The sequence below is a fragment of the Paenibacillus sp. FSL H7-0735 genome, assembly GCF_038008505.1.
Lineage (GTDB): Bacteria > Bacillota > Bacilli > Paenibacillales > Paenibacillaceae > Paenibacillus_AQ > Paenibacillus_AQ odorifer.
This window is the reverse complement of the sequence record NZ_JBBOZH010000001.1, coordinates 3676113-3702600: the sequence shown is the minus strand read 5'-3', so window position 1 is coordinate 3702600 and position 26488 is coordinate 3676113. Positions and strand designations below refer to the sequence as shown.

The 26488-nt window shown below is 42.5% G+C and carries 24 protein-coding genes and 1 other annotated feature; of the genes, 6 read left to right on the top strand and 18 right to left on the bottom strand.

What is annotated here, in order from left to right; translation table 11 throughout:
• The first annotated feature begins 150 nt into the window (after positions 1 to 150).
• Positions 151 to 690: a GNAT family N-acetyltransferase gene (locus NSS82_RS16835; protein ID WP_036677290.1), complete on the top strand. Its 540-nt coding sequence runs from the start codon at positions 151 to 153 to the stop codon at positions 688 to 690.
• Positions 691 to 794: 104 nt separating this feature from the next.
• Here the strand turns inward: NSS82_RS16835 and NSS82_RS16830 are convergent, their stop codons facing one another.
• The 8 genes from NSS82_RS16830 to NSS82_RS16795 all read right to left on the bottom strand — a co-directional run bounded on the left by NSS82_RS16830 (position 795) and on the right by NSS82_RS16795 (position 9878).
• Positions 795 to 2732: a hypothetical protein gene (locus NSS82_RS16830; protein ID WP_076272570.1), complete on the bottom strand. Its 1938-nt coding sequence runs from the start codon at positions 2730 to 2732 to the stop codon at positions 795 to 797.
• Positions 2733 to 2945: 213 nt separating this feature from the next.
• The gene (locus tag NSS82_RS16825) at positions 2946 to 3962 is read right to left on the bottom strand and encodes a sugar kinase (RefSeq protein WP_076272569.1); all 1017 of its coding nucleotides are present in this window, start codon (positions 3960 to 3962) and stop codon (positions 2946 to 2948) included.
• Entirely contained in the window at positions 3955 to 4710 is a 756-nt protein-coding gene (gene dagF, locus NSS82_RS16820; protein WP_036677295.1) for a 2-dehydro-3-deoxy-phosphogluconate aldolase, read from the bottom strand. Before dagF ends, NSS82_RS16825 begins: the two co-directional genes overlap by 8 nt.
• Entirely contained in the window at positions 4703 to 5755 is a 1053-nt protein-coding gene (locus NSS82_RS16815; RefSeq protein WP_370511305.1) for a DgaE family pyridoxal phosphate-dependent ammonia lyase, read from the bottom strand. Before NSS82_RS16815 ends, dagF begins: the two co-directional genes overlap by 8 nt.
• A gap of 13 nt (positions 5756 to 5768) precedes the next feature.
• Entirely contained in the window at positions 5769 to 6902 is a 1134-nt protein-coding gene (locus NSS82_RS16810) for an amidohydrolase/deacetylase family metallohydrolase (RefSeq protein WP_076272567.1), read from the bottom strand.
• 144 nt (positions 6903 to 7046) lie between these two features.
• The gene (locus NSS82_RS16805; RefSeq protein WP_036677301.1) at positions 7047 to 7940 is read right to left on the bottom strand and encodes a sugar phosphate isomerase/epimerase family protein; all 894 of its coding nucleotides are present in this window, start codon (positions 7938 to 7940) and stop codon (positions 7047 to 7049) included.
• A gap of 25 nt (positions 7941 to 7965) precedes the next feature.
• Positions 7966 to 8823, bottom strand: coding sequence for a sugar phosphate isomerase/epimerase family protein (locus NSS82_RS16800; RefSeq protein ID WP_076099219.1), 858 nt, complete (start codon positions 8821 to 8823; stop codon positions 7966 to 7968).
• Positions 8820 to 9878, bottom strand: coding sequence for a Gfo/Idh/MocA family protein (locus tag NSS82_RS16795; protein ID WP_036677306.1), 1059 nt, complete (start codon positions 9876 to 9878; stop codon positions 8820 to 8822). The genes NSS82_RS16800 and NSS82_RS16795 overlap by 4 nt, the downstream gene beginning before the upstream one ends.
• 123 nt (positions 9879 to 10001) lie before the next feature.
• On the opposite strand from NSS82_RS16795, the gene NSS82_RS16790 reads away from it, so the two are divergent.
• Entirely contained in the window at positions 10002 to 10871 is an 870-nt protein-coding gene (locus tag NSS82_RS16790) for an AraC family transcriptional regulator (RefSeq protein ID WP_076272566.1), read from the top strand.
• Positions 10872 to 10941: 70 nt separating this feature from the next.
• On the opposite strand, the gene NSS82_RS16785 is transcribed toward NSS82_RS16790, so the two are convergent.
• Positions 10942 to 11445: a DUF1572 family protein gene (locus NSS82_RS16785; protein WP_036677310.1), complete on the bottom strand. Its 504-nt coding sequence runs from the start codon at positions 11443 to 11445 to the stop codon at positions 10942 to 10944.
• Positions 11446 to 11721: 276 nt separating this feature from the next.
• Between NSS82_RS16785 and NSS82_RS16780 the strand changes: the two genes are divergently transcribed.
• The gene (locus NSS82_RS16780) at positions 11722 to 12291 is read left to right on the top strand and encodes a hypothetical protein (RefSeq protein WP_076099221.1); all 570 of its coding nucleotides are present in this window, start codon (positions 11722 to 11724) and stop codon (positions 12289 to 12291) included.
• Between the two features lie 23 nt (positions 12292 to 12314).
• Here NSS82_RS16780 and NSS82_RS16775 read toward each other — a convergent pair whose 3' ends face one another.
• Positions 12315 to 13304 (bottom strand): quinone oxidoreductase family protein, encoded by a 990-nt coding sequence (locus NSS82_RS16775; protein WP_076099354.1) that lies wholly within the window; start codon positions 13302 to 13304, stop codon positions 12315 to 12317.
• 131 nt (positions 13305 to 13435) lie between these two features.
• Between NSS82_RS16775 and NSS82_RS16770 the strand changes: the two genes are divergently transcribed.
• A complete protein-coding gene (locus NSS82_RS16770; protein WP_038574483.1) occupies positions 13436 to 14290 on the top strand; it encodes a LysR family transcriptional regulator in 855 nt (284 codons plus the stop codon).
• Between the two features lie 103 nt (positions 14291 to 14393).
• Here the strand turns inward: NSS82_RS16770 and NSS82_RS16765 are convergent, their stop codons facing one another.
• From NSS82_RS16765 to NSS82_RS16755, 3 genes are all read right to left on the bottom strand, one after another.
• Positions 14394 to 15221: a formylglycine-generating enzyme family protein gene (locus NSS82_RS16765; RefSeq protein WP_076272565.1), complete on the bottom strand. Its 828-nt coding sequence runs from the start codon at positions 15219 to 15221 to the stop codon at positions 14394 to 14396.
• A gap of 132 nt (positions 15222 to 15353) precedes the next feature.
• A complete protein-coding gene (locus NSS82_RS16760) occupies positions 15354 to 15989 on the bottom strand; it encodes a glycoside hydrolase family 11 protein (RefSeq protein WP_076272564.1) in 636 nt (211 codons plus the stop codon).
• A 252-nt stretch (positions 15990 to 16241) separates the two neighbouring features.
• Positions 16242 to 17165 (bottom strand): alpha/beta fold hydrolase, encoded by a 924-nt coding sequence (locus NSS82_RS16755; RefSeq protein ID WP_340960237.1) that lies wholly within the window; start codon positions 17163 to 17165, stop codon positions 16242 to 16244.
• 115 nt (positions 17166 to 17280) lie between these two features.
• Here NSS82_RS16755 and NSS82_RS16750 point away from each other — a divergent pair, with 115 nt between their 5' ends.
• Complete coding sequence (locus NSS82_RS16750; RefSeq protein ID WP_076099224.1) at positions 17281 to 17994, top strand: MerR family DNA-binding transcriptional regulator; 714 nt, start codon at positions 17281 to 17283, stop codon at positions 17992 to 17994.
• Positions 17995 to 18041: 47 nt separating this feature from the next.
• Here NSS82_RS16750 and NSS82_RS16745 read toward each other — a convergent pair whose 3' ends face one another.
• From NSS82_RS16745 to NSS82_RS16725, 5 genes are all read right to left on the bottom strand, one after another.
• Positions 18042 to 18851, bottom strand: coding sequence for a GNAT family N-acetyltransferase (locus tag NSS82_RS16745; RefSeq protein WP_038571095.1), 810 nt, complete (start codon positions 18849 to 18851; stop codon positions 18042 to 18044).
• Between the two features lie 47 nt (positions 18852 to 18898).
• Positions 18899 to 19136 (bottom strand) — a binding site (T-box leader).
• Between the two features lie 78 nt (positions 19137 to 19214).
• Positions 19215 to 19664 carry a DUF1569 domain-containing protein gene (locus tag NSS82_RS16740; protein WP_036677324.1) on the bottom strand — a complete coding sequence of 150 codons (450 nt, stop codon included), beginning with the start codon at positions 19662 to 19664 and terminating at the stop codon, positions 19215 to 19217.
• Between the two features lie 735 nt (positions 19665 to 20399).
• Entirely contained in the window at positions 20400 to 21281 is an 882-nt protein-coding gene (locus NSS82_RS16735) for a phosphotransferase (RefSeq protein ID WP_038571089.1), read from the bottom strand.
• Between the two features lie 100 nt (positions 21282 to 21381).
• On the bottom strand, positions 21382 to 21945 hold the full coding sequence (locus tag NSS82_RS16730) for a hypothetical protein (RefSeq protein WP_038571086.1): 564 nt from the start codon (positions 21943 to 21945) through the stop codon (positions 21382 to 21384).
• Positions 21946 to 22295: 350 nt separating this feature from the next.
• The gene (locus NSS82_RS16725; protein WP_036677331.1) at positions 22296 to 22643 is read right to left on the bottom strand and encodes a VOC family protein; all 348 of its coding nucleotides are present in this window, start codon (positions 22641 to 22643) and stop codon (positions 22296 to 22298) included.
• An 813-nt stretch (positions 22644 to 23456) separates the two neighbouring features.
• Here NSS82_RS16725 and NSS82_RS16720 point away from each other — a divergent pair.
• Positions 23457 to 26486: an ATP-binding response regulator gene (locus tag NSS82_RS16720; protein ID WP_341109833.1), complete on the top strand. Its 3030-nt coding sequence runs from the start codon at positions 23457 to 23459 to the stop codon at positions 26484 to 26486.
• Positions 26487 to 26488 lie beyond the last annotated feature (2 nt).

Sequence of the window (26488 nt, the reverse complement as noted above, 5' to 3'; positions counted from 1 at the left end):
TTTCGGATCAAACGTTATGTTTATTTCATATAGAACTTTTCTATTCCTATATCAGAATTATGAAACTCCTCTTATTCCACTGGGAATTATCATGTATAATAATTTCATTCGAATGAACATTACATTTGTCTGAAAGGGGATAGCGAAAACATGTCACAAAAGATCATTATCCGTGAAGCGGAGAATAAAGATCGAAATGCTATCGCCGATTTGCTGTTAGATGCATACCACCAATATTCGGAGATCATGCCTGAGCCGTTGTGGCTGGAGTATCGGAAATCGCTTCTTGATTCCGTTCATGGTGATACCCCGCTCGTTCGGATCATCGCTGAAATCGACAAGAAAATCGTTGGTAGCGCACTCTTGTTCAGTTCCTCGGAAACGGCTTACGGGAAACCGGAGCTCGGGATTCACTCCCCTATCCTACGTCTGCTAGCCGTATCTCCATCCGCTCGTGGTCTTGGCGTTGCAACCCTTCTGATTCGCGATGCTGCACGGAGATCACTACAGTTGGGTGCCACCACCTTGAACCTGCACACCTCGGAAATGATGTCTTCAGCCATCAAACTGTACCAGCGCTTAGGCTTTAATCGTGCGTATGAGACCGATCTTATGAACGGTGACACTCTAGTACAAGGCTTCCGGCTAGACCTGCTGTCCTCCGTCCGTTCTACAGCGGGACAAATATAGAATTCGAGAATTCTTAAATATTTGTCTTTTAAATATAAAAAGAAGCCTCGGAAAGCTTCCCCAATGATCTTGTGTGATCGTTGCGGTGAACTCCCGAGGCTTATTTATTTTTCTTTTTTATAAGTAATTTCTTTAAAACTCACAGTGATTTCCCCCGTATTATCGGCATCGCCCATTCGAAGATCTGTAGAAACGGTAGCACGGGAAGGGATGGACGAAAAGCTTGCCCCCTTCTGCTTCTTTTTTACATCATAGAGATAATAAGAAACATCCTTAACATTAAGCCCTATATTATCCTTGTGCATAAGTTCTACAGTATATGACTTTATCACGGCTACATTAGCGTCCATCCACCCCACAACTTCAATAGCCGTATCTTCATGATTGCCTTCAGTCTTAATGGATCCGATGGAAAGACCATCCTGATTATAAAAATTAATTTTTTGTACAGCTATTTTCAGATAATCGATATCGATGTCAAGAATTCGGTTTTCGTTGATTTCTGCTGTATCCATCCAGGCAATCGTGCCCGCCGGGTTCCACTTTATTTTCTCAGAAGGTACATATTGCTCTTGTGGTAACGGTACAGTACGTAGCGAAACTCCTTTATTATCGTAAAAGGTTAATTCGCCGCTCTCATCATCATGTACAAATCTCTTAAAAGTTGGTGAGAGGAACAGGGATGGCGCCCCGGTCGTCGAATGTGGGATTACGCGATATTTCAGAAGATGGACATCGTCCTTTCCTGTTTTCAGATCAAAGATCCATACATTGCCGAGATAACTCTGCATAAACAATTTTTGCTCATCAGCTTTCCATTGAAATTTATAAATGTAATCATAATCATCAGAAAGAGGCCAGAAGTTTTCCCGAAGTCGTTCAATCTTTCCTGTAACAACATTATATGAGGACAAATGATATTGCCCGGCTTTTTTCGTCACATCCGATTCCAGAAATAATAGATGATCCTCATCCAGCGGGATTAGCATATTATAGTTGCTCATAAAAGCGTTATTCCATCGATTATTGGAATCGTTGAGTTCGTCGCTCCATTTCACCTTCACCTCATCCGTAGCAGGATCATGGGCTAACAAAGCGTTGACAGCATTGTGGTCGCCATAGAAAAGATGAATGGTATGATAAGAGATCCCTTGCAGTTCAACTACTGCTCCACCATTTAATAGATAGTTATTTTCGGATAGGCCCATCGGTTTGGCCACCAGATCTCCAATAGAGTTCCGTTCTGTATTAAACTCCAAACCATTAAATTTTGCTTCCGAGAACAGAATCTTTTTTAACTCAGCAGTTGATTCCTTAGTAAGTGTGTAGCCTGTATCCGTTTCGTTCACATTCATTAACATGCCTTGCTCGCTTGTCTCGGTAATCCATAAATGAAAGGCATATTTATTATTATCTGAAATTAGAACGATATCGTAGTTAGGCGTTGCGGTATTTAAATTCCCTGGTATTTGTACAGCGGTACGGATGGCTCGGACGAAAATATCTATGGTTTCATGATCTGTGTATTCATCCTTTATGTTAGCATTCACTGAACCATGTGCTAGAGAGTTTGCTAATGTGATTCGCTTGATGGTCTCATCGATCTTTAGATTATCGGATTCTACATGCTGATCATTTGATTCAAATAAGTTAAGCAAAGCAGCCTTATCCGTTTCAGATAACTTGTAATGCCCATTTTGTCCTGATTTGGTGAAAAGACCATTATTCTTGCCCATAATCCAGAATGAGAACTTTTCGTTTTCTTTATTCTTCAATTCAACAGTAGCCTCATATTCAGGTGCTGCAATATCAAGCTTCGCGTTGTCATACTCAGCAGTATGTATAGCTTTATTGAAACGTTCTATTAGCTTTTGGTCCGTTATGGTTATTAATCCGCCGCTATCATCATGGATTGTAATGGAGTCCACAGAACTCAGATCGATTAGCGTTTGATTCGCTTTATCTTTATCCCCTGTATTGACACATCCAACAAAGATTATTGAAATAACTGCTAAAAGGGCTAGTAGATTTAACTTTTTCATATAGCCTCCCCCTTCTTATTCTCTCTTCTTTGACGCCGGTTAGAGGATAAAGTTGCAAAAAATGAGATTTTACACCTATTTAAAAAGACCTAAATAAGCCAAATCTAGCCTGTAGCCATTGGATCAGATTCTTGATCTGAGCAAAGTTACAGTGTCTGTAGCGATAAAAAAAGCCACCGCACAGGCCTGTTCTCCTGTAAGGCAGCTTCTTCTTTATCTCAATATATCTCTTACAGCACCTGTCAGCACACCAATAACTTCTTGCTCGGTGGCCAGCGGAGAATCTCCTTCTACTGTGTGGGCTAGCATACCGGCCGTGGCCGCAAAGGCTACAGTATGCTGAGGATCAAAACCTTCCAGCTCTCCGTGAATTATACCACTGGCATATGCATCTCCAGCCCCGACTCTATCAAGCACCGGAAAGCTTAAGGTCTCGGAATATGCGAAGCGACCGGATTTGAAGATATAACCGCGCAACGAATGGCGGTTATCTTCATGGATGGACCGATGCGTTCCTGCTATCGTACATAGACTGTAGCGTGAAGCTACTGCGGGAATTAGCTCCTGAAGTTGTTCTTCCCTTGAAGTTCCCTCGGGCTTCATACCAAGGATTAGCATTGCGTCTTTTTCATTCATCAGCACGATGTCGGCCAAATGCAGCATGTCTTCGTAATGGAAACGCGCCAGCTCATAGCCTCTCTCTCCCCAAAGCGATGGGCGGTAATTGCAGTCAAAAACGACTAGACCACCGCGCTGCTTAACCGTTTCTGCATAAGTTTTCATCGCTTTTCGCACACCGTCGTTCATTGCCAGCGTTATCCCACAGAAATGAACAGCATCCGCGAGGTCTGCCAGCTCTGCGAATGGATAAGTGCCCGGAGGAGCAGTATTGAAGCTGCTCTCCGGGCGACCGGAATAAGTCACTCGGGAGGGGCGAGCCCCGAATCCGTTTTCAAGAAAGTACATCCCTATACTTGAGCCCCCGCGCTGGATATGCTCGGGCTGGATGCCCAGTCGCCGAAGATAGGCTGTTGCTGCATCACCAATAGGATTCGCAGGCAGCCTCGACACCAAGCTTCCTTTATGTCCGTATCGGGACAATGCAGACAGTACATTGACGCCGGTGCCGGAAAAGGAATACTTCAGCAGGTTACCCTGAGATAAAAGTTCAAAGCCTGGGACCTGTAGCCGCATCATTATTTCACCAAAAGCGGCGATATGTTTAGGCATATTGATCCGCCAGCTTTTTCATCGTCCGATACAGCTGTTGTATATCCGCCACTCTCGTTGCTCCGCTCTGCGGATCGATGATCGATGTATAGACATGGGGAATCACCTGCGGCACTCCTGCTTCCAATATAATGGACAAGATCTCTTCAAAGTTGTCCAGATCGATACCGCCGGTCGGCTCCAGCGCAAAACCCTCTTCCGCACAGGCTTTGGCCACAGCGATTAGCTCCGCTTTACGGCTCAGCCCCTGCATCGGAAAATACTTTAAAGCATTTCCGCCCATATCCCGAACCAATGCAATCGCCGCGTTTACGGGAATTACAGCTGGGACAGATTGTGCCGCACTGGCCGGACCGGTGGAGATATTTACAAAACCAGGTTGTCCCGTTGGTGCGATCATGCTGTTAATCCAACTATCTTTCGCTCCAAGGTTGGCACGGGTCGCACCAACTGCCGGGAACACCTGATTAATATGGCTGCCAGCATAGGATTTGACAATCTCTGCAACAACAGCAGCTTGCCGATTATCACCCGCGCCTAGTCCTATCGATACCGCACCGTCAATTTCCCGCCCATATGCCTCCATCGCCTGCACGGCTTCCTCTACCGTTGCATAGTCTTTGGACAATACACCGACCAGTACATAACCTTCGGCGGCAGTAAACACCTCTTTGGCATTTTCTATATCCTTAGCCAATACGTTTAAGGCCACCCGACCTTTATAGAACCGCTTGTTAATTTCAGACATTGCTTACCCCTCCTGTCAATTCCCTTATCCTCGCTATAATCATTTCTATGTCATCACCCATTAGCGGACGCGGATCAATATCAAAATAACCTTGCCTTACCCCATAGTCTCTAGTGTAAATAGCCACTTCACCTTGTTGAAGCTGCTGGGATAACTCAAGTGCTGTTATTGCGCACTGATTCGGGTCCACATGGATGCGTCCACGGTAAATTGCCCGGCCTGCTTCATCCTGCACGATAGTTACCCGAATTCCGGGAAGCCCGTCGAGCGGCATCAGCAATTGGAGCGTAGCTTTTTCCTTTTCGCTTGTATCCTGCTTGTGAGCATATTCATCCAACGCCTGCATCAGGCCGAAGGATGTTTCCTTACCAACCTTCATGCTGCGTCCAATGCCGTGAAGCTGCACTTTCAGCCATTCAATATAAAGACGTTTTCCCGCCACAAGTCCGGATGTTGGACCTTCTATGGCTTTGGAGCCACTGTAAATGACCAGATCGGATATTTGCACATATTTTTGCAGATCCTCTTCCGCTGCAGCATCTACTATAAGCGGTACGTTATGAGTTTGGGCCACAGCCCAAGCTTCCTCTACAGAGATCATATTCTTCTGAACGGCATGATGAGATTTGACGTACAAAATAGCTGCAGTCTGATCCGAGATCGCAGCGGCCAAATGCTCCGCCCATCCTTCATTGGCATAACCTGCTTCCACCACTTTACCGCCACCGAGATAAACCATGGTTTCCACTGGTGCACCGTATTGTACGTTATGACCTTTTAGCATTACAATTTCATTTCTAAAAATGCTATCCTGATGGAGCCGCAGACTTGTACGAATATTACCGCGGGTTACCAGCGCCGCCACGGATAAAGCAATTCCACTGGAAGCCGAGTTCACGATCACCGCTGCTTCAGAACCTGTATGACGTGCAACATAATCTCCCGCTTTATCCACCAAATCGGCGATTTCCACATAACTCTGTCCGCCTTGACGCATAGCTTCCATCACCGTATCGGTCGGTGCCGATACCCCGAGGATGCTCATCCGGCCGCTTGCATTAATAACTCTTTTCAGGCCGTATTTCGCATTCCATGTATTTGTCACCTATGATCACCCCTATTGCTTGAATGGTTTGCTGCGCTACCCGGCGTTCCCCCTCAGAATCTACCAGCTCAATCTTCTCATCCGTCACACGAAAAAGGGTCAGATTCGCCTTGTTATTGATCCGAATCTCCCCAAGTTCCGGGCGTCCCAGCCACTGGGCTGCTCTGCTCGTCACCCGCGCAATTGTTTCTTCAAGGGAATATCCCAGTGCAAGGAATTTGTTCAACAGATTCGCCATGGAGTAGACGGGACCATTCATACGGTTGCCTCTGTATATGTCCGTGCTGATCGTATCCGGATCAATACCGTTTTGTTTGGCCGCCTCGGCCACAGCGAACGAGAAGCTAGCCGTACCATGTCCCACATCCAAGTGAACTCCACGCTCAATAGCATCTTTTAGCACCTGGAGCGGTCGATTCTCCTTATCGAATAAATTGTTGCTTTTACCATTTAGATAATGGGTTATCACGTCGTTGCGTTGAAGTAGCGGTAGAACCTCACGGATATCCGGCGGTGCGGAGCCTATATGTACCATCAGCGGCAGCCCGGTCTTCTCCGAGAGCTCCAGCGCATGATGAAGCGGTTGAATGCCATTGTCACCCACTACGCTTTTGCTGATTCTGGCCTTCAAGCCTACGATAAATTCTGGATAAGCAACTACCGCCTGAAGCACCTTTTCATGATCAATCCACTCTAGTTGGGACAACTCGTCAATTCGCATTAGGCCAATCTTTGAAATGTTAAGAAAAGCTAGCAGTTGCGTTGCTGACTTTTTCCCCGCCTCCGCCAGCTCACCCATCCGCTCCGCTCCGCAGCTACCTGCGTCCACGAGCGTAGTCACGCCGCATCTGATTCCAATCTCATCGATCTCGTCACCATACGGATTCAGTTCTGCAAACGCATGTACATGTAAGTCGATCCAGCCGCTAGAAACATACGCCCCATTGGCTTCCACGACCTTGAACCCATGCTCTTCGGCGGTGCCACCGGGAACTATCTGGACTATGTTGCCATCAGCTATGACAATGTCCATTTCCGTTCCATTCAGGACTTTCGCCCGGCGGAGGAGTAAACGTTCTGCTGTCATCGTCACACCTTCTTTCCAAATTCAGAACATTACCGTCCTAGGTCTTTCCCGCACACTCTATAACACAAACAGTCCCAATGGATGTAAGATCTTTTTTCACAGGGACTGTTTGGATGAACTATTTAATCTTTATTACTACCGTGTTCAGACCCGAAAACCCTTCAAAAAATTCACAGCCTGGCGGATATCTTCCTCCGGATTAGTGCCAACCTCCCGTTCTATGGTCAGGAATCCTGTATAACCGATGTCGTTCAGCGCTTGCAGATAGTTGTTCCAATCAACAGAACCTGCTCCGAGCGGAACTTCACGGAATGCCGAGCCGGTCTCGGCCATTTCAGCGATCTTCTCATGGTCTAATGCTGGTGCTTCATAACCATATTGACCGTAAACATCGCGCGGATCGATATCGGCAAGCTTGAGACCATCTTTAGCATGGGTGTGTACAATGTAATCTTTTAGAGTATGAACACCTTGCACCGGATCATCACCAGTCACCATGACCATATTGGCCGGATCAAAATTAACGGAAACCCCTCTGGAACCCAGACCGTCGAGGAAAGTCTTCAGACGTGCAGCGGGTTCTGGCCCAGTCTCAATCGCAAAATAAGAATTCATCTCATGTGCATATCTGCTAAGTTCCTCACAGGCAATGTGCATGGTTTCATAAATTTTACTGGCTGGGTTAGAGGGAACAATACCGATATGTGTAGTTACGATATCTGTACCTAGCTCCTTAGCCAGCTCCATAATGCGCTTGGACTTTTCAATTTTGGCACGGTTCTGGGCAGGATCCTGAAAGCCATGTCCGCCTAAATCTCCAACGAGGGCAGAGATTTCTAAACCCAGCGAAGCAATGTAATCCTTCCATTCACGGCGTGCTGACTGAGAGAGAGTAGCGGGATCAAATTCGCCTTGCACCGCATAAATCTGAACTCCATCTGCCCCAGCTTCTTTTGCCTTACGCAATCCCTCTTTCACTCCAACCTGAAAGCTGTCTACGATAACACCGATTTTATTAGTGATAATTGGCTTAACCATGGCAATAATCCTCCAGTATAATGAATTAGATTTGGTTCCAAACCCGCTTGATGTATTCCAGCCCCAGTCTTGTTCCCTTACGGCACTCTTCCATTCCCTCAAATTCTACAGAGATATATCCGTCGTAACCGCTTTCTTTAACGATTCGAATTACACTTGGCATGTCGATGTCTCCTTGACCAACGATGGCACCTCTCAACCAGTTCCCACCGGAGGATTGGAACCAACCTTCGCCAGGCTGGCGGTCTTGTGGACGAATATAGAAATCTTTGAAATGCACCATCGAAGCAAGCTTGATGTTGTTAGGTACAGCTATTAGCGGGTTCTCATCTGTGCACAGGAAATTCCCAATGTCGAGTGTTGTACGGAAGTTGTCTCTTCCTACGGCATGAACCAGCGCCTGTACACGATCGCTGTGCTGAATAAAGTATCCATGATTCTCCACACTGGTCGTAATGCCCAAACCTGAAGCATAATCGGCAATTTCTCGGCAGGCTTCAGCCAAACGTGGAAGCTCTTCCAAAAAATGCGTGATGGATAGATCGTTTGAGGAGGCTACATCATGCCGCATCCGCTGAATGCCTAATGCCGCGCACACGTCTACTTCCCGCTTTACCCGCTCGACTTCCCGCTGCATTTCCGCTGTCTCTAGCCCGGCAAAGTTCGCCCCGATAGCATAATTGGATAACTCTAGTCCACGACCCGCTGCTGTTCGTACAATCTGATCAATTAGCTCAGGATTTTCAACCAAATTGATACCCAAGGGTACAATCTCCGCATGTTCTGCGCCCAGATCGGCGATCGTCTCAATGACTCCTTCAAGCGTGAGCTCACCCGTCGAAAAAGCTGAATGCAGACTGTAAGTGCTGATTCCTAACTTCATAGTTTCACCTCTTCACCTTTGGCTGCGGATTCATAGATCGCGCCGAGTACCTTCATGATTGTAACGCCGTCTTGCACAGGACTAATCGGTGTAGAGCCGGTACTGATGTTGCTCGCAAAATGATTAATTTCATTCTGGAATGCACTGTTGAACTCAAATCCTTTATTATCAGTCTGCGGATAGGTATTGACGATCGTATCCGCCTGTTCTTTAACGATGACTATCTCAGGATCGATTTCAAAACCACCCTTGTCCCCGTACAGGCGTACTGAGCGCTCGTCTTCTTTGGCATGCAGTGTAAAGCTGACATCGACCATCAGCGAAGCTCCATTCTCAAAGCGAATTAGTGCATTTGCTAAATCTTCCACCGTATTGTTCGCTGCGTCGTAATCCGCGGCTTTATAGAAAGAGAGATTCTTAATATTAGAACGATTGCCGAGCTTCCGGTAGGTATTGGCACTTACCGATACTGGATTCGGACGGCCCATCAAATACCAGCAAAGATCGATCACATGGACGCCAATATCGATCAGCGGTCCGCCGCCTGAGCGTTCAATATCACTGAACCAGCCGCCGGGATTGCCTAGTCTACGGAACGTCGTTGCCTTTGCATAGTAGATTTCGCCGAATTCTCCTTGTTCCACCAATGTCTGAAGGAGCTGGGCATTGGAGTCATAACGTCGTACAAAGCCTACTTGCAAAATCTTGCCGCTCTTTTCCACTGCTTGCTGTACCTGAAGCGCTTCTTCAACCGTACGGCAAAGCGGCTTTTCCACAAGCACATGCTTGCCTGCCTCAAGCGCCGCAATGCTGATCTCGGCATGAGAGTTGTTCCATGTGCAGATGCTGACTGCATCTATTTCGGAATTGGCCAGTAGTTCACGATAATCCGTGTATACCTTCTCGACGTTATATTCTGTAGCAACTTCGCGTGCACGCTCTTCATTCAGATCACATACCGCATATATGGTTGTCTGCGGATTATTCCGATAAGCACTTAAGTGCATGCCGGAGATAGAGCCCGTACCTATCACGCCAATTTTGATCTTATCCATTAACACTCGCTCCTTTATTTTGCATAGGTTATGATTCGTATTATAATGATTTCAACCCTAAACACCATGCAGAGCCTTGCGGTTTCATTTGTACAATTGTGCTATAGGAGGTGCAGTCTATAAATGTTGGACTATGATAAACATCTACAGGAACCCATGGACATGCCGGATCCCGAGTTTCCGATTAAAGTACATACCCAGCGTTTCAACCAAGAAGGAGTTATGTTGTTCCCACATCACTGGCATGAGCATCTTGAGTTTATATTTATTGAAAGTGGTGAGGCTGTTTTTGAGTGCGGACGAACACCGATCAACGTTCGAACTGGCGATTTAGTTGCTGTGAACAGCAACGAGCTGCATTATGGGGTAAGCGCTTCTTCTGATTTATTGTATTATGCGATTATTGCAGATACTTCTTTGCTGCATAGTGCGGTAAGCGATGCTGCCGAAACCAAGTTCATCGCCCCGATTCAGCGGAACCAGCTGCTGTTACGTAACCATATCCGGGGGGATCAACATATTACAGACTGTGTGTTGGCGATTATCCGGGAACTGGAACGTCGCGAATTTGGTTACGAGCTGGCTGTCAAATCCGAGTTATACCGCCTGCTAACGCTGTTGTTGCGCAGACATATCGTCACCGTACTCTCACAGGCTGAGCAAGAGAGGCGTATTCAGACCGTTGAACGCTTCGCACCTGTTTTGCGTTATATCGATACCCATTACCAGGAGCCGATTCAAGTTGACGAACTTGCGTCGCTAACGGGTCTAAGCCGCTTCCATTTCAGTCGTCTCTTTAAGGAACTAACTGGGCATACGATATCGGAATATGTAAATGCTGTCCGTTTAGACCGTGCAGATTATTTGCTCCGCCATACCCAGCTAACGATTTCTGAAATCGCTACCACTACTGGCTTCAGCGATATCTACTATTTCAGCCGAACCTTCAAAAAGCATAAAAAAGTAACACCTAGCAGTGTAAGGGGATTCTAGTTAGAGTGAACAAAGGACTGCCTCTCGGCAGTCCTTTGTTATTGTATGTATCGTTCCTCTAGTTAAACTATCATTGCCATACAAGCTGTCCCTTTCTTATTTTTGCTGCATAAATGATTTGGCCTGTATGATAATGGACTTCTCTCACCATCGCTATCATGAGATTAAGAGCAGTAGTCTCGTTATTTACTTGGCTATATGTAAGTGGTGGTAAATTAAGAAAGGGTTGTGACATCAATAACTCCGGGTTAGATTGGAGCCGTTCAAGATATTGGATGATAATATCAAAAGCATCCCTGGTCATGGTTATGGCTTGTTCTTTTGTCATTTCTAGGCCTCTTTCAAACTCCCTCTCCCTATCTCTAGTATCCGGAATATCTAAAAGGATGGTTTCAATTCGTGAGTGTACTGCCCCGCTAATATGAGCAACCAAATTTGCAATACTGTTACTTTCCACGGTTGGGGACCATGTAATATCCTCTTGGGTACATTGCTCGATTGCTTGGAGCGTCCATTTCTTTTCCGATCTAAATTTGACTAACATACTTTCAATTAACTCAATGGCGATATCCATTGCTAACCTCCTATTAATAAAACCTATGTATAATTTTACCAAACACATCTCCTCTGTCAAATGAAATCTAGTCCCAATGCTATTTTTATGCCACAATGTTTTGTTACATTCTTATCCTGGCTCCTGAGAAAAAATAACTCTTTCATTTAACACCAAGAAGATCAGGTTAGGGTAGTTCCCTCTACTGACCTTCTTTTATTTTATTAATTGTGTAAAAGAAACTATCTTCCATCTTATGGGTATAATTAACATAAGGCTCTATAGGAGGGAAAATCATTGAGAAAATTAAGGAAGCTGATTCTTTTAGGATTTTGCATCATGATTTTACCGGGAACCGTGATTTATGCTGCAGCTGGCTCATCTGAAGTATCATTATATTTGAATAATGTGCTTCAAAAACAGCCCGCAATATTATCCGAAGGTTCGATTTCCTTGACGACTGAACAGTTGTCTAAAGATTTATTTGCACTATTCGCCTTGGATGAATCAGGTAAAACGGTTCGAATCTACAAGCCTAATATAAACATGGTTATGCTCGATAATAATGGAGAGATTTTTGGTAAAGTAAAAAGCCCGTCACGTTTTGCATTTTCTACTCTATTACAGGTGGATCATTTAAAAGCAGAAATTTCAGATATTAAGGTTGTGATCACCGATCCTGCGGACAAAACAGAAACCATTGATGCTCAACAAATTAAGAACAGCGAAGAAAACTTTTGGTTCAAAACCAACGAGTATACATATTCCTTTAATACAAAGGGCACCTACACTATTCAAGTGTTTTTTAAAGATGTGGCTTCGAAGAAGTGGTTTCCTGTCTCCGAAATCGATATATTTGGCATTTGAATTCCAGTTATAAGGGACTCAGCTCATTCTATTCTTATCGCAATATTACCAAATTGTTCTCCCTGCTGCATTCGGTGAAATGCCTGAACTGTGTCTTGTAAAGGATACACTCGATCAATGATAGGTCGAATCGAATGATGTTCCATAAACTGAAGCATATCCGCAAACTCTTCACTACTTCCCATTGAGCTACCTATGATACTAATTTGCGGGAAAAATATGGCTCGCGTCGGGATTTCCATTCGATCTCCTGAGCTTGCACCTAACGTGACAATACGTCCATTGGGTTTAATAATATCAAAGTAATGTGGGAACGTCGCAGGCCCAATGCTGTCGAGGATGAGATGAACGGTGTCTCCATTCATGCTTTCCTTCCAATTGCTATGACTGTCAAAAGCATGGTCAGCTCCATGAGCGAGTGCAGCTAGTCTTTTCGATTCACTGCGTGAAGTGACACTGATACGTGCACCCACCGCTGAAGCCATCATCATGGCATAAGTCGCAACCCCACCACCAATGCCAGGTATAAGAACGCGTTCACCTTTCTTTAAGCAGCCTCTAGTAAACAGCGCCCGATAGGCTGTTAAGGCTGATAAGGGCAGCACGCCGGCTTCTTCCCATGACAGGTAAGCTGGCTTGCTGACGGCATTTTGCGCTGGAATGATGATTGACTCAGCGAATGTACCCTCTGAAGGTCCCCCTATAATGGCTGGAACGTTAGGAACATTGTCGGCATATTCCCATCCGATGCACGGATTAATGATGACATCTTCACCAACATTATGATCAAGTACACCTTCACCTATTGCTTCAATTCTCCCCGCGCCATCAGAGCCGATAATCAAAGGAGTATCCTGTTTTGTTCTGTCATCCATGATAAACAAGTCCCTGTGGTTCAGCCCTGCAGCCTTTAACCTAACCTTCACTTCTCCAATCCCCGGTCTTTTATCCATAATCTCTTTATAGTTCAAGCCCTTCAGGCCACCTTCTCCAGCATGTACAATGGCTTTCATCATCCAAGCCCCTTCCTCAAGTTGTTATTAATGAATCTATAATAAATTTTACATAGTGGGTGTAATCCAGTAAAATGATCAAAACTGAAGGTGACTATCATAAATCATCATACCAAGAAGGTGCAAAGGAAATGGAAAGTGGAGATTTGAGAATATTTCAAGCGGTTGCTCGCGAGGGTAGCATAACGAAGGCTGCTCAAGTCTTAAATTATGTCCAGTCAAATGTGACAAACCGGATTCAGTATCTAGAAGCTCAGCTGAAAATCCCCCTATTTCGCCGATCCAATCGAGGGATGACGTTAACGCCGGCAGGTGAGAACTTACTGGCATATACAGACAAAATATTATTACTAATGGACGAGGCTGTAATAACCACACAATACTCTGAGCACCCTACTGGTCCGCTCCGTTTAGGTTCCATCGAAACAACAGCGGCTACTCATCTAACGCCTCTGCTAACCGAATATCACTTACGATATCCCGATGTTAATCTATCGCTTATAACGGGAGAAACGCATAAACTCTTACAAAAAGTGCTTGATTACCAACTAGATGGAGCCTTTGTTTATGGACCCATTGACCAGCCTGATATAGAACATGTAGTTGCTTTCGAAGAGGAGCTGGTGCTTATCTCACAACCAGGTAAGAGCGATATGCGCGAATTGCTTACAAAGCCAATGTTGTTTTTCGACGTCGGATGTACACATCGTGCCAAAGCTGAGAGTTTCCTAAATGAAAGCGGGATGAGCTCTTATAAGATTATGGAATACGGAACGTTAGATGTAATTCTAAGTGGGGTTTCCGCTGGACTCGGCGTGTCTATGCTGCCCCAATCTTCGATCTCTAAGGCCGAAGAGGCGGGAGTAATTACTTCCCACCGTCTGCCTGAAGGATATCGAGATTTGCAGGTATGGTTTGTGTATCGCCGGAACGCGGTTTTTACTAGTGCGTTGTCAAAATTAATCCAAATGATCGAAGAAATATAGCAACATACATATTGGGGTTTGATTATATTCGAGCGCAAAGCTTGTATATTAATCAAACCCTTTTCAGCTTTTTCCGATTATACTTGGTATGTCTTGTTCCCGTCTACTCACCACGAATCACTCGAAAACCTTGATCAGGACCCATACCATTCGCTTCGAACTTTCCCCGAAATGAAATCTCGTTGTTGTTAATGCCGCCGATCCACCCGCCACCCTTTACAACCCGGAAAGAACCGCTCTTACTATCTATATCTCCGTACCAGTTCCAACACCATTCCCTAACATTCCCTGACATATCGTAAAGACCTAGCTCATTAGGTTTTTTGCCACCAATAGATTTTGTTTTGTTATGGTTGTTTTCTATGATCGGCCAGTTCCAATCTCCTGATAAGAATTTGTCTCCAGCGTTTTGCCAATACCATGCTACTTCATCTGCTTTATTGCTTCCACTGTAGGTGTAACTTTTGCTCAACTGTCCTCCACCCGCAGCATATTCCCACTCTGCTTCTGTAGGCAATCGGTAACCATTAGCTCCTGCATTGAGTGTTACTGTCCATTTTAAAGTATCGTTATCACTTTTATTATTCGGATCTTTTTTATTTTTATCTATATTGTAATAGGGTTTGAGCCCCTCTTTTATACTTCTTTTATTACAGTAATCTATTACGTCATACCAGTTAACCATTTCTACTGGCAAGTTGTCGTCTTTGAATGCTGAAGGGTTGCTTCCCATTATTTCAACCCACTCTTTCTGAGTAACTTCATATTGGCCGATATAGAAATTTGATATAGTTGTACTTTTGTAGTTGGAATTTGTGTTAATGAAATTTCCACCTTTGACCAATACATAAGTATCCTTCTGTTCAGGCTTTTCTTGCGAACAAGCGCTGATAGCAACAACTATTAAAAGAGAAATTAATAGTTTTCTCATGGATATATCTCCTTTCCAACCACTGGTATGTAGTTAAGTATCATTTGCTGAATGATCTAGAATGATCTAAGGCTGCCGGTTGTGGACCGACAACCTTAGCAATGATAGTGATTACTTATAGATAACCTGTTATTACCACACTGTTACGTTTGAGCTTCCGCTACTTTGATATCCTTCTGTCGCTAATACCTGGTAAGACCAACTGCTGCCCAGATTCATTCCGTAACTTTTCCAAGCATTAACGTGGTTGGCAAAAGTGATCGCGACATTGCCTCCCGTTGCTCGCTTGGATTGTCTTACACTCCAAAACTGTGTGAAGGTTGCCGTACCATCAATAGAAGGGGCGTTCGTTCTCGTAGTCGTATATATATCATATGTGCCTCCATCACTAGTCACGGTACCTTTATAGGTTCCAGTAGGTCTATAAGTGCCCCAACTATCAACGACGTAATATTCTATGAGGGAGTTTCTCGTCCACCCATAAAGAGTTAAATACCCATTGCCGGATGGTGCCCAGACGCCTGCATTGTAGTTTATTGTTCTAGATGGGGATCCAGTATTCCAACCTTTACCAACAACAAAGTTACCAGTATTTGACCATGTAACACTGTAATTCCCACCAGATCCATTAGTAGCATTTACTGTCCCGCCACCATCGGTCCAATTTTGCCAATAGTCTGTCGCTGCACTTGAGGTTGCTGCAAACAAGCTGAAACTCATTGAAGCGGCCATAATTACAGTCACGATTTTCTTGTTAAATTTAAACATAATCTACCTCCTGAAATTTTTTTGTCACTACATACCTACATACTGCTTGTCTGTATTTCTAGTAGTCGAGCAATTTCTTGTTGGGGCAGATTCGCAACATCACTTCCTTCCATATATATTAATGTAAGCGATTACATATGGAATCTTATCATAGATCGTTTACTATTTAATCTCTTCAAATTAAAGATTTTACCCTAAAAAGTATTGTTCTTTTGGGATACCTAATTCACTGGATTTTTGTATCTGCCACAATTACAATCCAGTATTTTTTAGTAACACGTTCATATACCATGGCTTAATCAGTGGTACAACTACTGCTGGCTGCATAGCTTTTGTATGGTCCATCTGGGCTCCCGAAAGGATTTCAACATCCCAGCCTAAATCCGCCAACTGCTCCTTATTCTTTTTTAACAACCCGACGATGTCAACGGTAACGCTCCCGAAATTTTCACCGTATACGATCGTATCATTTCCACCTGCAAAAGCTAGTTTAGGGAGACTAGGCAAATGTTGAATTCTGCGATCATCAAAGGCTGTGAGGCTCTGGTATAGGGAGACAAATTGTGCTGTAACACGGGTATCTATGGTAACCTTTATATTGTCCCAATCCATTTCGTTTGGATTATCCGGTCCAGCAGGGCTTTCCACAGATTCATTTTGGTTACTCAAAGCTTGTGTATGTGTTTTATGGGTCACAACCCTCATTTCTTGATAGGGGCCATTATAGGGTGGAAAACCTCCCATTACCAAACTCTCCAAGCGATCTGTTCTTATAGCCATTTGCAATCCAATCAACGCAAGCCAGGAATAACCGTAGTAACTAAAGCTTGTAACATTCATTTCATCCGCAATGTGGAGAAGATCCTTCACAATATGATCTGCTGTTAGATTTTCCACTGGATGTTGAAATAGATGACCTTCATAATCGAAATAAAGCACTTGAAAAGTGTCCGCTAATCCTTCAACAAAATGTTTACCTAATTCGGGATCTACTCCCCATAGCTTTAAGTTTTCTGCTTCTTGATTGTACACAGATTTTTTAGCGATGGGTAACATGATGGTTGGACGATCTGGAAGCCCTGCCATACCTACTTCTATTTCTGATTGGTTTGCTAATTGTATTATCTTTTTCAATGAACTCACTCCTTTGTGTTCTATAAAAGTATCATATAACATTCATGCAATCTTTCGGTTTATCCCTTTACCTCCCTTGATATATCTGCCTAAATTCGATTTAATATTGTTGTAGCACTTGAAGGTTCAACTTTAATGTTTCGGGGCGATGATGATTATGGAAGAGATATATACACCTACACTGATAGCTAAGCAATTAAATGTGAGTACCACTACTTTAAGGAGATACGAAGATCAAGACTTAATTCCAGATGTATCAAGGACCGCCAGCAACCGCAGATGTTACACTTCCATCCATGTACAAGCTTTTATTACCATTCGCGCATTATTGCAGGGATATGAAATTCCGGTTGTGTACGATGTGATGAGGAAGATTAAAGGCCAGCAGATGGAGTCTGCTCTTTGGGCAATCAATCAAGAGCAACATAAGACCCAAGTGGAAAAAGAAAGGTTAGAGGAAGTTTTACGCATGTTTCGGGATGTTGATTTATCAAAATACAAAGATTTAACTGTAACAGATTCAATGACGATTGGTGAAGTTGCACAAATGGCAGGAGTTAATCCATCAGCTATTCGGCATTGGGAACAAGAAGGGCTAATCTCTTCGAATAGGAACAAAGATAATAGCTACAGAGTCTTCACTTTAACGGAATTAAGAAAAATTATTCTTATCAGCAGTTTAAGGAAAACCGTTTATTATATCGAGAATATGAAACAGCTTTTGAATGAAATAGAAACACATAACTACAAAAAAGTGGAGGTATCCTTTCAGCTTGCCTTACAAAAATTGAATTCTCAATTAACGAAGCAATTTTTCGCGATAGCTGAACTTACAAACTATGTTAAATTGTATAAAAGTAATGCCAAGTAACATATTGATCATAGAAAAAGGACTACCTTGCGGTAGCCCTTTCGTGCCTATTTGAACTTGATGTCAACAATCTTTCCGCTTTCCACAAAACCAATATTTCGATAAACCTTATTGGAGTCAGGATTCTTTAAATCAGCATAAAGCATGGGCACTAAATCCTCCGATAAAAGAACAGAACATAACTCTGCTACTAGTGCACTTGCATAACCTTTTTTCCTGCAAGACGGAGGTGTGTATACCGCATTTAATCTGGAATATCTTGCCGACCGATGTGCAATGTACGCCATCGATACAGGTTTATCGTCTACAAACCATAAATACAAGTCACCTGTCTCAATCATCCTCTTGGCATCTAGAATTTTAGTTTCTGGGTTCACCGTAATCCCATAAGCCCCCTCTGAGAAACCCGCCAAAAATTCTGCTACAATGGCCACATTTTTTCTCGTTGCTTGTTGCATTATTCCCTTTACGTTCAAAGGTTTCTTTGGATCTGTACAGAAATAAGATTCTATAGTCATCGTGGACTCATATTGAAGATTATTTGCCTGAGAATACAGCTGCGCAAAACGTTCTGTTGTTTTTGGTTCTCCAGATACTCCCGATAATGTTGTCCCTTTAAGGAATTCTATAAGTTCTTCGTAGAGAACGATCTTCTTATCCTCGGCAATCTCCTTAGAACTCCAAAGCCATGCGTTATGTCCCGTTGACTGGGCATAGATCATTGTTTCACCAGAATCTTTTAAGCATCTAGAACTCTTCGACTCGCAAATAAGGTGAATCAGGTTGTATTGAACCTCATCAGCAATAAACATATCCTGGCTTAGTATGCGATCGGAAACATTGATTGTTTGGAACATCGTTACTCCTCCTTATTTATTTATATGAACGCAAAAAACTCCGTCCCATTAGGGACGGAGTAGATTCCGCGTTACCACCCTGATTAGTGTATTCGTGAATACACCCTCTCTGCCATCGTCCAACAACGATACTTCTTTGTAACGGCAGAATCCCGGGCCCGCCTACTATGATTTCGGGAGCCAGCTCTGAGGCGATTGTTCGATTCGGGTGTCCACTGCCTCGCACCAACCGGCAGTTCTCTGATCGACATATCCGGATTTACTTGTCCTCTTCGTCGCATTTGATTGCAATGTAATTAGATACAATATAAAGTAATAGGGATTTTATGTCAATAATATATTATTGTTCATTGCGAAAAAATACTAACCACCAAATTGTCTTAAATGATGGTCTAGATGTTTATAAATCCCTTTACCCCATTGCTCCGGAGTGAATTTTCCGAAAAAAGGATGTGGATGGGATGAACATTTTTCCGGACCGTTACTTTGAAAAATTAAAATCTTTTGTTTCAGTATTTCTTTTTCTTTCCCAAAATCTCTGTCATCTAAAATAAGTATGGTCGGAATTGTTGACATATTGTGTGGTACCGGCTTGTCATTATAAAAAATAGATTTTATAAAACTTCCTATTAGCATTCCTAGCCAATTTCTAGGGGGAAAGGAGTTTCCAATTGCGATGTCTTGAAATGCAGAACAGTGAGCCAACATTTGAGCAACATTCATTTTTCCCCATTGCGGTTTAGAATTTGGACTTAAATTCTCGATACGGCTCAGTATTTCTGCGGTATGTAATTTGTTGTATATATTTTCCATAAACACACTCCCCATTTCGATTTTCTGTTTTTTTCAAAAGTTAGCATGAAATTGTCAATAGAGTCTGCTATCTTATCCCATTGCTCTGGTACAAGTACAAGTTTAGTTATTAGATGCTGGTTCCACTCAGGATATTGTTCGTAGATAGCACCCAATATTTCTGCACCAGCTGGAGTAAGTTCAACCAGCTGGACGAAAATCTTCTTGGGCTATTATATTCATCGTTGCAACATTACAATTCGACAGCTACTACCAATCTAATCTTCGCCCTTCTCTATCATTCTATCCTTTATTCACTATCATGTCCGCTAACGTAACAAAGTTACCCATAATGCAGGTAGCTCGTCGTCTTAACTCGTTATTTAACTATCGTTTCCTGTTATCTTAATATTTTACGGAGAAATTTAATCCACTTCGGCTCGTATGCTTCGCTAATTGGAATCCCTGTATAATAACAATGATAAGGGTCCATTTCCCATATCTTTAAAAGCCCCTCGGAAACTTCATACTTAAATATGGGAGAGCTTTTGTCCGCCCTAATATAATACCTATTGCATGCAACACAGTACAAAATCTGCGATTCATCGGAGAAATATGAATAAATATTAAGCTCAGTGTTACAGGCTTCGCATCGACGTATTCGATTGCGGTTTAGCCAATCAATAAATAGTTTCAGATTATCATCTCCTCCGTAAAACAAGGAATATCCTTCGCAAACTAACGTGTCCCGTAATTTCAACAACCTACGGATTTCTGCAATACAGAAATACTTTCCTTTAGGAACGCCCTGTTCTTTTCAATCCCTCTATTTTTACACCAGACAACAGCACTAAAAGCATCGTAAAAATTATAAAAGGGTAGTATTGTTTCCAAATCCATTAGAGGACGAATTGTTGAATATCCCTTTTTATACGAAATTCTACTTTGAGGATTCACTTCCCAAACATATCGGTTAATTTTTGTGAAATCAATTTCAGAGGATCCACCCCGTGCACTCTCAAAATCAATAATTCCAACAACCATATTATTATTTGTTAGTATATTACCTTGTCGAAAATCCATATGAACAACACACGGGCCATCAGGAGGAGGTAAAACTGAGAAAGAACCCTCAAAGTAATTAATACATTTTTCGAAAAGTCCTCTCTCAAGGACTTCCTTGCAAGGTTCTATAAATTTTTCAAAGCTATTTCTTATATAAAGTCTCCAATTGTTCTGATTAGAAAATTGAAAACCGTCTAATCCTTCCACACCATATCCCGGCATTTTAACTTCATGCAGGTTTGCGTGAAGTAACCCAATTTGAAATGCTAATTCATCGTTAATAGCACCTGTACATGGTATACCTTTAATCTCAGATAAAAGTAATGCACCAGAGATTAAGTCATCCCCACTCCAGAAGTCTAACACTTTTGGAACCGGTAATACCTCTCTCAACATTTCAAGCATACGATATTCGCGATATAGCTTATCCCTGTTATAAGGGATCTTCGCATACACCGTTTCTCCATTAGTAAGATTCAGCTTGTATACTTGTGAACTAAAGGACTCAGGAACATTATCTATACTTAATACATTAAGGTTAAATCTTTTTATGATCGTTTCTACTAAGTTCAACTCGCACCTCACATGTTATGAATGAAATAGTAATTAGTTCAGCTATCTTTTTCTTAATTTTATTTGAACTATCCTAACCGTTAGTGCAATAAGATTACACTTAGCTCTTTTTCTTTCTTGCTCTCAGGTAAATGACTGAAATCACTACTAGTACTATTGCAATTACGATATACAAATCAGTATCCTGCTCAAACATTAACCACATCTTGTATTCTATGTGTACTTGCTGTTTGGGTCGAAGTCCTTCACCGAATAGTTCTGTTGCTTGGTTAAGGTTATTCATTTCAATGGTTGAACTGCATGGACTACTGCTTGTTACGCCATCCACTTCGCTTATGTATATTAAGTATTTATTACCTTTCTTAAAATCAAAACCCCAAGTGTAGTCTGTTCCCACAATAATTTGAGAGTCAACTTCAGTATTCCAACTTCGTTCAACATCCACTAATATATATCTGATTTTCTCTTTTGGCCCCGCAAATCCTTCTTGTTTCAAATCAACCTTTATTTGTTTTACTTCACCATAAATAGCTCCACCGTAGACCTCTAGGGCTTCTTGGGGACTTCCTATCTCGACACAGGATAAAGCTTTAGCATCTTGTCCATTTGCAATAAAGAACGCGAATGTGAATAAACATATTAACGTGATTAAACGAAGATTCAATTTACCACCTGCTCTTATGATTTTATTTCATAACATCTTTATTGACTTTATTAATAGGTGAAATGTTGCACTAATTTTCCAGTTCCTTCAATGCAATAGGGAGTACACCTAGATGGTATGCTCCCTATTTGGGTTAACAATAGTATTCTGTTAGCCATACATGTAGCGCAAGCGCCGCACCTCAGGTGATAGAAGCTAATGAATTCTTCCAAGGAGCTGAAAGCTTTGAAGAAGTATTACCCAAGGAGTTAATTCAACTTTAATCCCTAATTCATTTACAGTTAGATGTTGAACTGAGTTTTTATTAAACTAACGCACCTGTTAGCTCAATAGCAAAGATGTGCAACTCCTTACTTCTCCCAAAGCTCGATCAGTCGACCTTCTGGGTCTTCAATCCAAATAAACTTTCCAAATTCACTAATCTCTATTTTCTTTGCAAGAGGTACACCAATCTGTTCAAAATGCTTAATCGTCTCGTTTAGATCATGCACTTGGAAATTTAACATCACTTGTTGTTCTGTTGGAAAATAGCTGTCATCCTCGGTAAAGAAAGAAAAGATAGTCTCATTTCCCACTTGAGGTTTTATCACAGTCCCATTCCAATTCTCTATGTCAAGCTTCAACACCTCACTGTACCACTTTTTTGTAGCTTCAAGATTCTTAGTTCTCCAGAATATTCCTCCGAAACCTTTAATCATCGTATCTACACTCCTGTCTGCATTGAATTTTCTAATAATGTACCCTTTAGGATTAAGGAGAATCCACCGTTAACTTCCAGTCATTACATCGAAGGTTAGTGCCAACGGGGGATTCAATATCACATTCACAATAAACGAGAAGCCAAGCTTATGACAAATGATATTGGAAACAGGAGTGAAGTCTATCGGACCCTATAGTCGCTATTAGCCATAATTCGGCTCATTTGAGAACCTATCGGACTCTATAGTCGCTATTGGCTCGAAAATCCCTCATATCGCGCATATTTGGAACGAATAACGCCTCTGGGGTCCGAAACACTTCTTAAAAGACAAAATTCAGCCAAATAGCTGCAACTGAGTCCGATCGCTCATCGTGAAGAGAGAGTGTGGGAATGCAAAACTTACAACAAGCAGCAAGCAGCATAGTCGCACATCCGGTATCACAGACGTCAAACAAACAGCAAAATAGCACATTCGGTAATCCAGGCGCCCAACAGCAAAGCACCAATCAAGTATTGAAGTATTCGTGTATTCGTGTATTCCAGTGTTTCAAGTGTTCAAGGAGATACATCGTGCTTCTTCCATGGGGAGATCATTCCTCCTAACCCCACGCAGTGTCCGTTGCTCATTACTTCTCCTTCTTATGTAAATAATCTTCATTTTAGATTCTAGATTAGAATTATTTGCTATAATGTTCTCATGAAAAATAAAACTATTCTAAACAAATTAGCTATCATTCTACTTTTTATAAGCATTCTCTTTGGCCTACGCTGCATTTGGTTGAGTATATTTAAGGTTTCCAACACTGTACCTGTGATTAACAATGGTGTACTGGATTTACGCGGCCAGGATCTGGAGCAGTCTAACTTATTCAGGCTGGATGGTGAATGGAGCTTCTATCCTTCGCAATTCGTAACGTCCAAGGATATTTCAACTTTACCAGAACCTTCCCTCCCGCTTCAAGTTCCCGGAGACTGGAGCCGCGCGATAGGAACGGATGACCCTTCTTCGTACGGTTTTGGTACTTACCGTCTGCGAATTTTGGTAGAACCCCTTCAGCAGCCTGTAGCATTGTGGATCAAACAAATCTATACTGCATCCAGCGTAGAAATTAACGGTAGCCTATTGCTCAATAATGGGACAATATCTCTTGATGCCGATACTTATGTGCCCAAAACCACCTCATATAAAGTATCCTATTTCACAAAAAACACAACAGTAATTGATGTGCTTATTCGTGTAGCAAACTTTGATCTACCTTATAAGGGGGGGATTGCAGGGCCTGTTTATTTTGGTTCTCAGGAAAAAGTTGACCGTACATACTTTTATACCGTAGGTTTTCAAATGTTAACAGCAATCATCCTGTTATTGCATGGGCTCTATGCCTGCATTCTTTATTTATTTAATCCTAAAGAACGTGCTTTGTTTCTTGTAGGGTTAATGACATTATCCGTAGCTGTTATCATTTTAGCCCGTAATGACAACTTACTTCTTGCAATAGTGCCGATTAATTATACCTGGTCATTAAAGATCCGTTTGCTTGCTTTTTTGTGGCAAAATCTTTTTATTCTTCTTGTTTTTAGAAAATTCACCTCAGTTGCCAAAATCAATAAGGGGTTACGTGCATACGTAGTGAGTCTTGGTCTTTATTCTGTTTTTATACTTACCGTCCCAGCTTATTGGGTCAGCACATCCATTCATTTGGGAATCATTCAAGTATTCCAGTATATTCCCTTCATTTGGTTGCTCTATAGCTTAGGGCGCTTATTGTTCAAAAAGCAAGATGATAAAGATGTTGTTTTTCTGCTGTTATCAGGTGCGGCGATCGTTTCTAATTTGTTATGGAATTTGTGGGATAGTAACGGACACTATTCAATTGTCTATTATCCTTTAGATATTATCGCAGCCATCGTGGGCTTCTCAGCTTATTGGTTTAAAAAGTATTTTCAAAATGCTAAAGAGAACATGGAACTGAATGAGCAGCTGAAAAAAGCAGACAAACTTAAGGACCAGTTTCTGGCTAATACCTCACATGAGCTGCGCACACCGCTTCACGGAATCATGAATATCGCGCAAAATATTGTCACAAAGGAAAAGGACAGACTTTACGAAAGTAGCCGTCAAGATATGGAGCTGCTGATTACAATCAGCCGCCGTATGTCTCATATGCTTGGTGATCTACTGGATGTGGTCCGTCTTCAGGAGCATCGTGTTATTTTACAACAGGAACCTATTTCGGTTCAATCGGTAGTTCCCGGTGTGATTAGTATGCTTCAATATATGATTGAAGGTAAGCCAGTACAGCTATCTATGGATATCCCGGAAGCTATGCCGCCAGTTCTTGCGGACGAGAAAAGACTGGTGCAGGTTTTATTAAATCTGGTGCACAACGCGCTCAAATACACCGAAGCAGGACTTGTAGCTGTTAAGGCTGAGGAACAGGACGGACAGGTTCTTATCTATGTGACAGATACCGGAGTGGGCATGACTGAAGAGACTATGGCAAGGATATTTCTACCCTATGAGCAAGGCCCTCACGGAATAAATGACGGGCGTGGAATTGGGCTGGGATTAAGCATATGCCGGCAGCTGGTAGAACTGCATGGAAGCAGCCTACGCATTCAATCAGAGCTTGGTAAAGGTTCAACTTTTAGTTTCACACTCTCTCTTGCCGATTCTTACAGCGAACAGATAATAAGACAGACGGAACCTACAGTTTCGTATATGGCAGATGAGATTCATAGACAGATGACTGAGTGGGGAATTTCCGAACATCAGCCAAGTAATCACTCTGAAAAAATTCCACCGCTTTTTACAGAGATTAAGGTAAATATTCTGGTGGTAGATGATGATCCTGTCAATCTGAATGTACTAAAGGGTATTCTTGAAACCGAACCTTATATCATAACTACCGTGAACTCAGCCCATGAAGCATTGGAATTGTTGGATAAAAGGAACTGGGACTTACTTATTGGCGATGTTATGATGCCACAGATGTCGGGATACGAATTAACACAGAAGGTTCGTACTCGCTACTCCTTATATGAGCTTCCGATTCTATTGCTTACTGCCCGTAGCCAGCCTGAGGATATTTATACTGGATTTTTGTCCGGTGCCAATGATTATGTCACAAAACCTGTGGACGCAGTGGAGCTTAAATATCGTATTCGGGCTTTAACTGCAATGAAGTTATCCTTCAATGAACGGGTACGGATAGAAGCAGCATATCTACAAGCACAGATACAACCACATTTTTTATTCAATACGTTGAACTCTATTGCCGCACTCAGTGATTTGGATACTAAAAAAATGCAGGAGCTCATTGGGGCGTTTACTTCTTTCTTAAGAATCAGTTTTGACTTTTTAAATGTCGGAGAGCTCGTGAACCTCTCCCATGAACTGGAATTGGTAGAATCTTATCTGTATATTGAACAGACTCGATTTGCAGAAAGGATATCTGTTGTCTGGAAGATAGATCCGAATATTGATATCCTACTCCCTCCTCTATCCATCCAACCGTTGGTAGAAAATGCTGTTAAGCACGGTATACTTAAGCGCCAACAGGGTGGAACTGTTCAAATACGTATTATCCGTCTGCACAAGGCTGTAAAGATTGAAGTGGAGGATGATGGGCAAGGCATGGATTCCGGAACACTCTCTTTACTGCTGAAGCCATTGATGGAAGGCAAAGGTGGCATCGGGCTGGCCAACACCCATCGGAGGTTAAGTCAATTATATGGTCAAGGTCTCTCGATCCAGAGTAAGCCTGGAGAAGGCACCTTGGTATCCTTTGTTGTACCAGAGGACAGTGATAACTTTTCAAGCAAAAAAGCCGCTCCATAAGG

Excerpts from the sequence above, each read along its gene's own strand:
- NSS82_RS16835 (WP_036677290.1), top strand. The coding sequence starts at position 151 with ATGTCACAAAAGATCATTATCCGTGAAGCGGAGAATAAAGATCGAAAT.
- NSS82_RS16830 (WP_076272570.1), bottom strand. The coding sequence starts at position 2,732 with ATGAAAAAGTTAAATCTACTAGCCCTTTTAGCAGTTATTTCAATAATC.
- NSS82_RS16825 (WP_076272569.1), bottom strand. The coding sequence starts at position 3,962 with ATGCCTAAACATATCGCCGCTTTTGGTGAAATAATGATGCGGCTACAG.
- dagF (WP_036677295.1), bottom strand. The coding sequence starts at position 4,710 with ATGTCTGAAATTAACAAGCGGTTCTATAAAGGTCGGGTGGCCTTAAAC.
- NSS82_RS16815 (WP_370511305.1), bottom strand. The coding sequence starts at position 5,755 with ATGAGCATCCTCGGGGTATCGGCACCGACCGATACGGTGATGGAAGCT.
- NSS82_RS16810 (WP_076272567.1), bottom strand. The coding sequence starts at position 6,902 with ATGACAGCAGAACGTTTACTCCTCCGCCGGGCGAAAGTCCTGAATGGA.
- NSS82_RS16805 (WP_036677301.1), bottom strand. The coding sequence starts at position 7,940 with ATGGTTAAGCCAATTATCACTAATAAAATCGGTGTTATCGTAGACAGC.
- NSS82_RS16800 (WP_076099219.1), bottom strand. The coding sequence starts at position 8,823 with ATGAAGTTAGGAATCAGCACTTACAGTCTGCATTCAGCTTTTTCGACG.
- NSS82_RS16795 (WP_036677306.1), bottom strand. The coding sequence starts at position 9,878 with ATGGATAAGATCAAAATTGGCGTGATAGGTACGGGCTCTATCTCCGGC.
- NSS82_RS16790 (WP_076272566.1), top strand. The coding sequence starts at position 10,002 with ATGTTGGACTATGATAAACATCTACAGGAACCCATGGACATGCCGGAT.
- NSS82_RS16785 (WP_036677310.1), bottom strand. The coding sequence starts at position 11,445 with ATGGATATCGCCATTGAGTTAATTGAAAGTATGTTAGTCAAATTTAGA.
- NSS82_RS16775 (WP_076099354.1), bottom strand. The coding sequence starts at position 13,304 with ATGAAAGCCATTGTACATGCTGGAGAAGGTGGCCTGAAGGGCTTGAAC.
- NSS82_RS16770 (WP_038574483.1), top strand. The coding sequence starts at position 13,436 with ATGGAAAGTGGAGATTTGAGAATATTTCAAGCGGTTGCTCGCGAGGGT.
- NSS82_RS16765 (WP_076272565.1), bottom strand. The coding sequence starts at position 15,221 with ATGAGAAAACTATTAATTTCTCTTTTAATAGTTGTTGCTATCAGCGCT.
- NSS82_RS16760 (WP_076272564.1), bottom strand. The coding sequence starts at position 15,989 with ATGTTTAAATTTAACAAGAAAATCGTGACTGTAATTATGGCCGCTTCA.
- NSS82_RS16755 (WP_340960237.1), bottom strand. The coding sequence starts at position 17,165 with ATGTTATATGATACTTTTATAGAACACAAAGGAGTGAGTTCATTGAAA.
- NSS82_RS16750 (WP_076099224.1), top strand. The coding sequence starts at position 17,281 with ATGGAAGAGATATATACACCTACACTGATAGCTAAGCAATTAAATGTG.
- NSS82_RS16745 (WP_038571095.1), bottom strand. The coding sequence starts at position 18,851 with ATGTTCCAAACAATCAATGTTTCCGATCGCATACTAAGCCAGGATATG.
- NSS82_RS16740 (WP_036677324.1), bottom strand. The coding sequence starts at position 19,664 with ATGGAAAATATATACAACAAATTACATACCGCAGAAATACTGAGCCGT.
- NSS82_RS16725 (WP_036677331.1), bottom strand. The coding sequence starts at position 22,643 with ATGATTAAAGGTTTCGGAGGAATATTCTGGAGAACTAAGAATCTTGAA.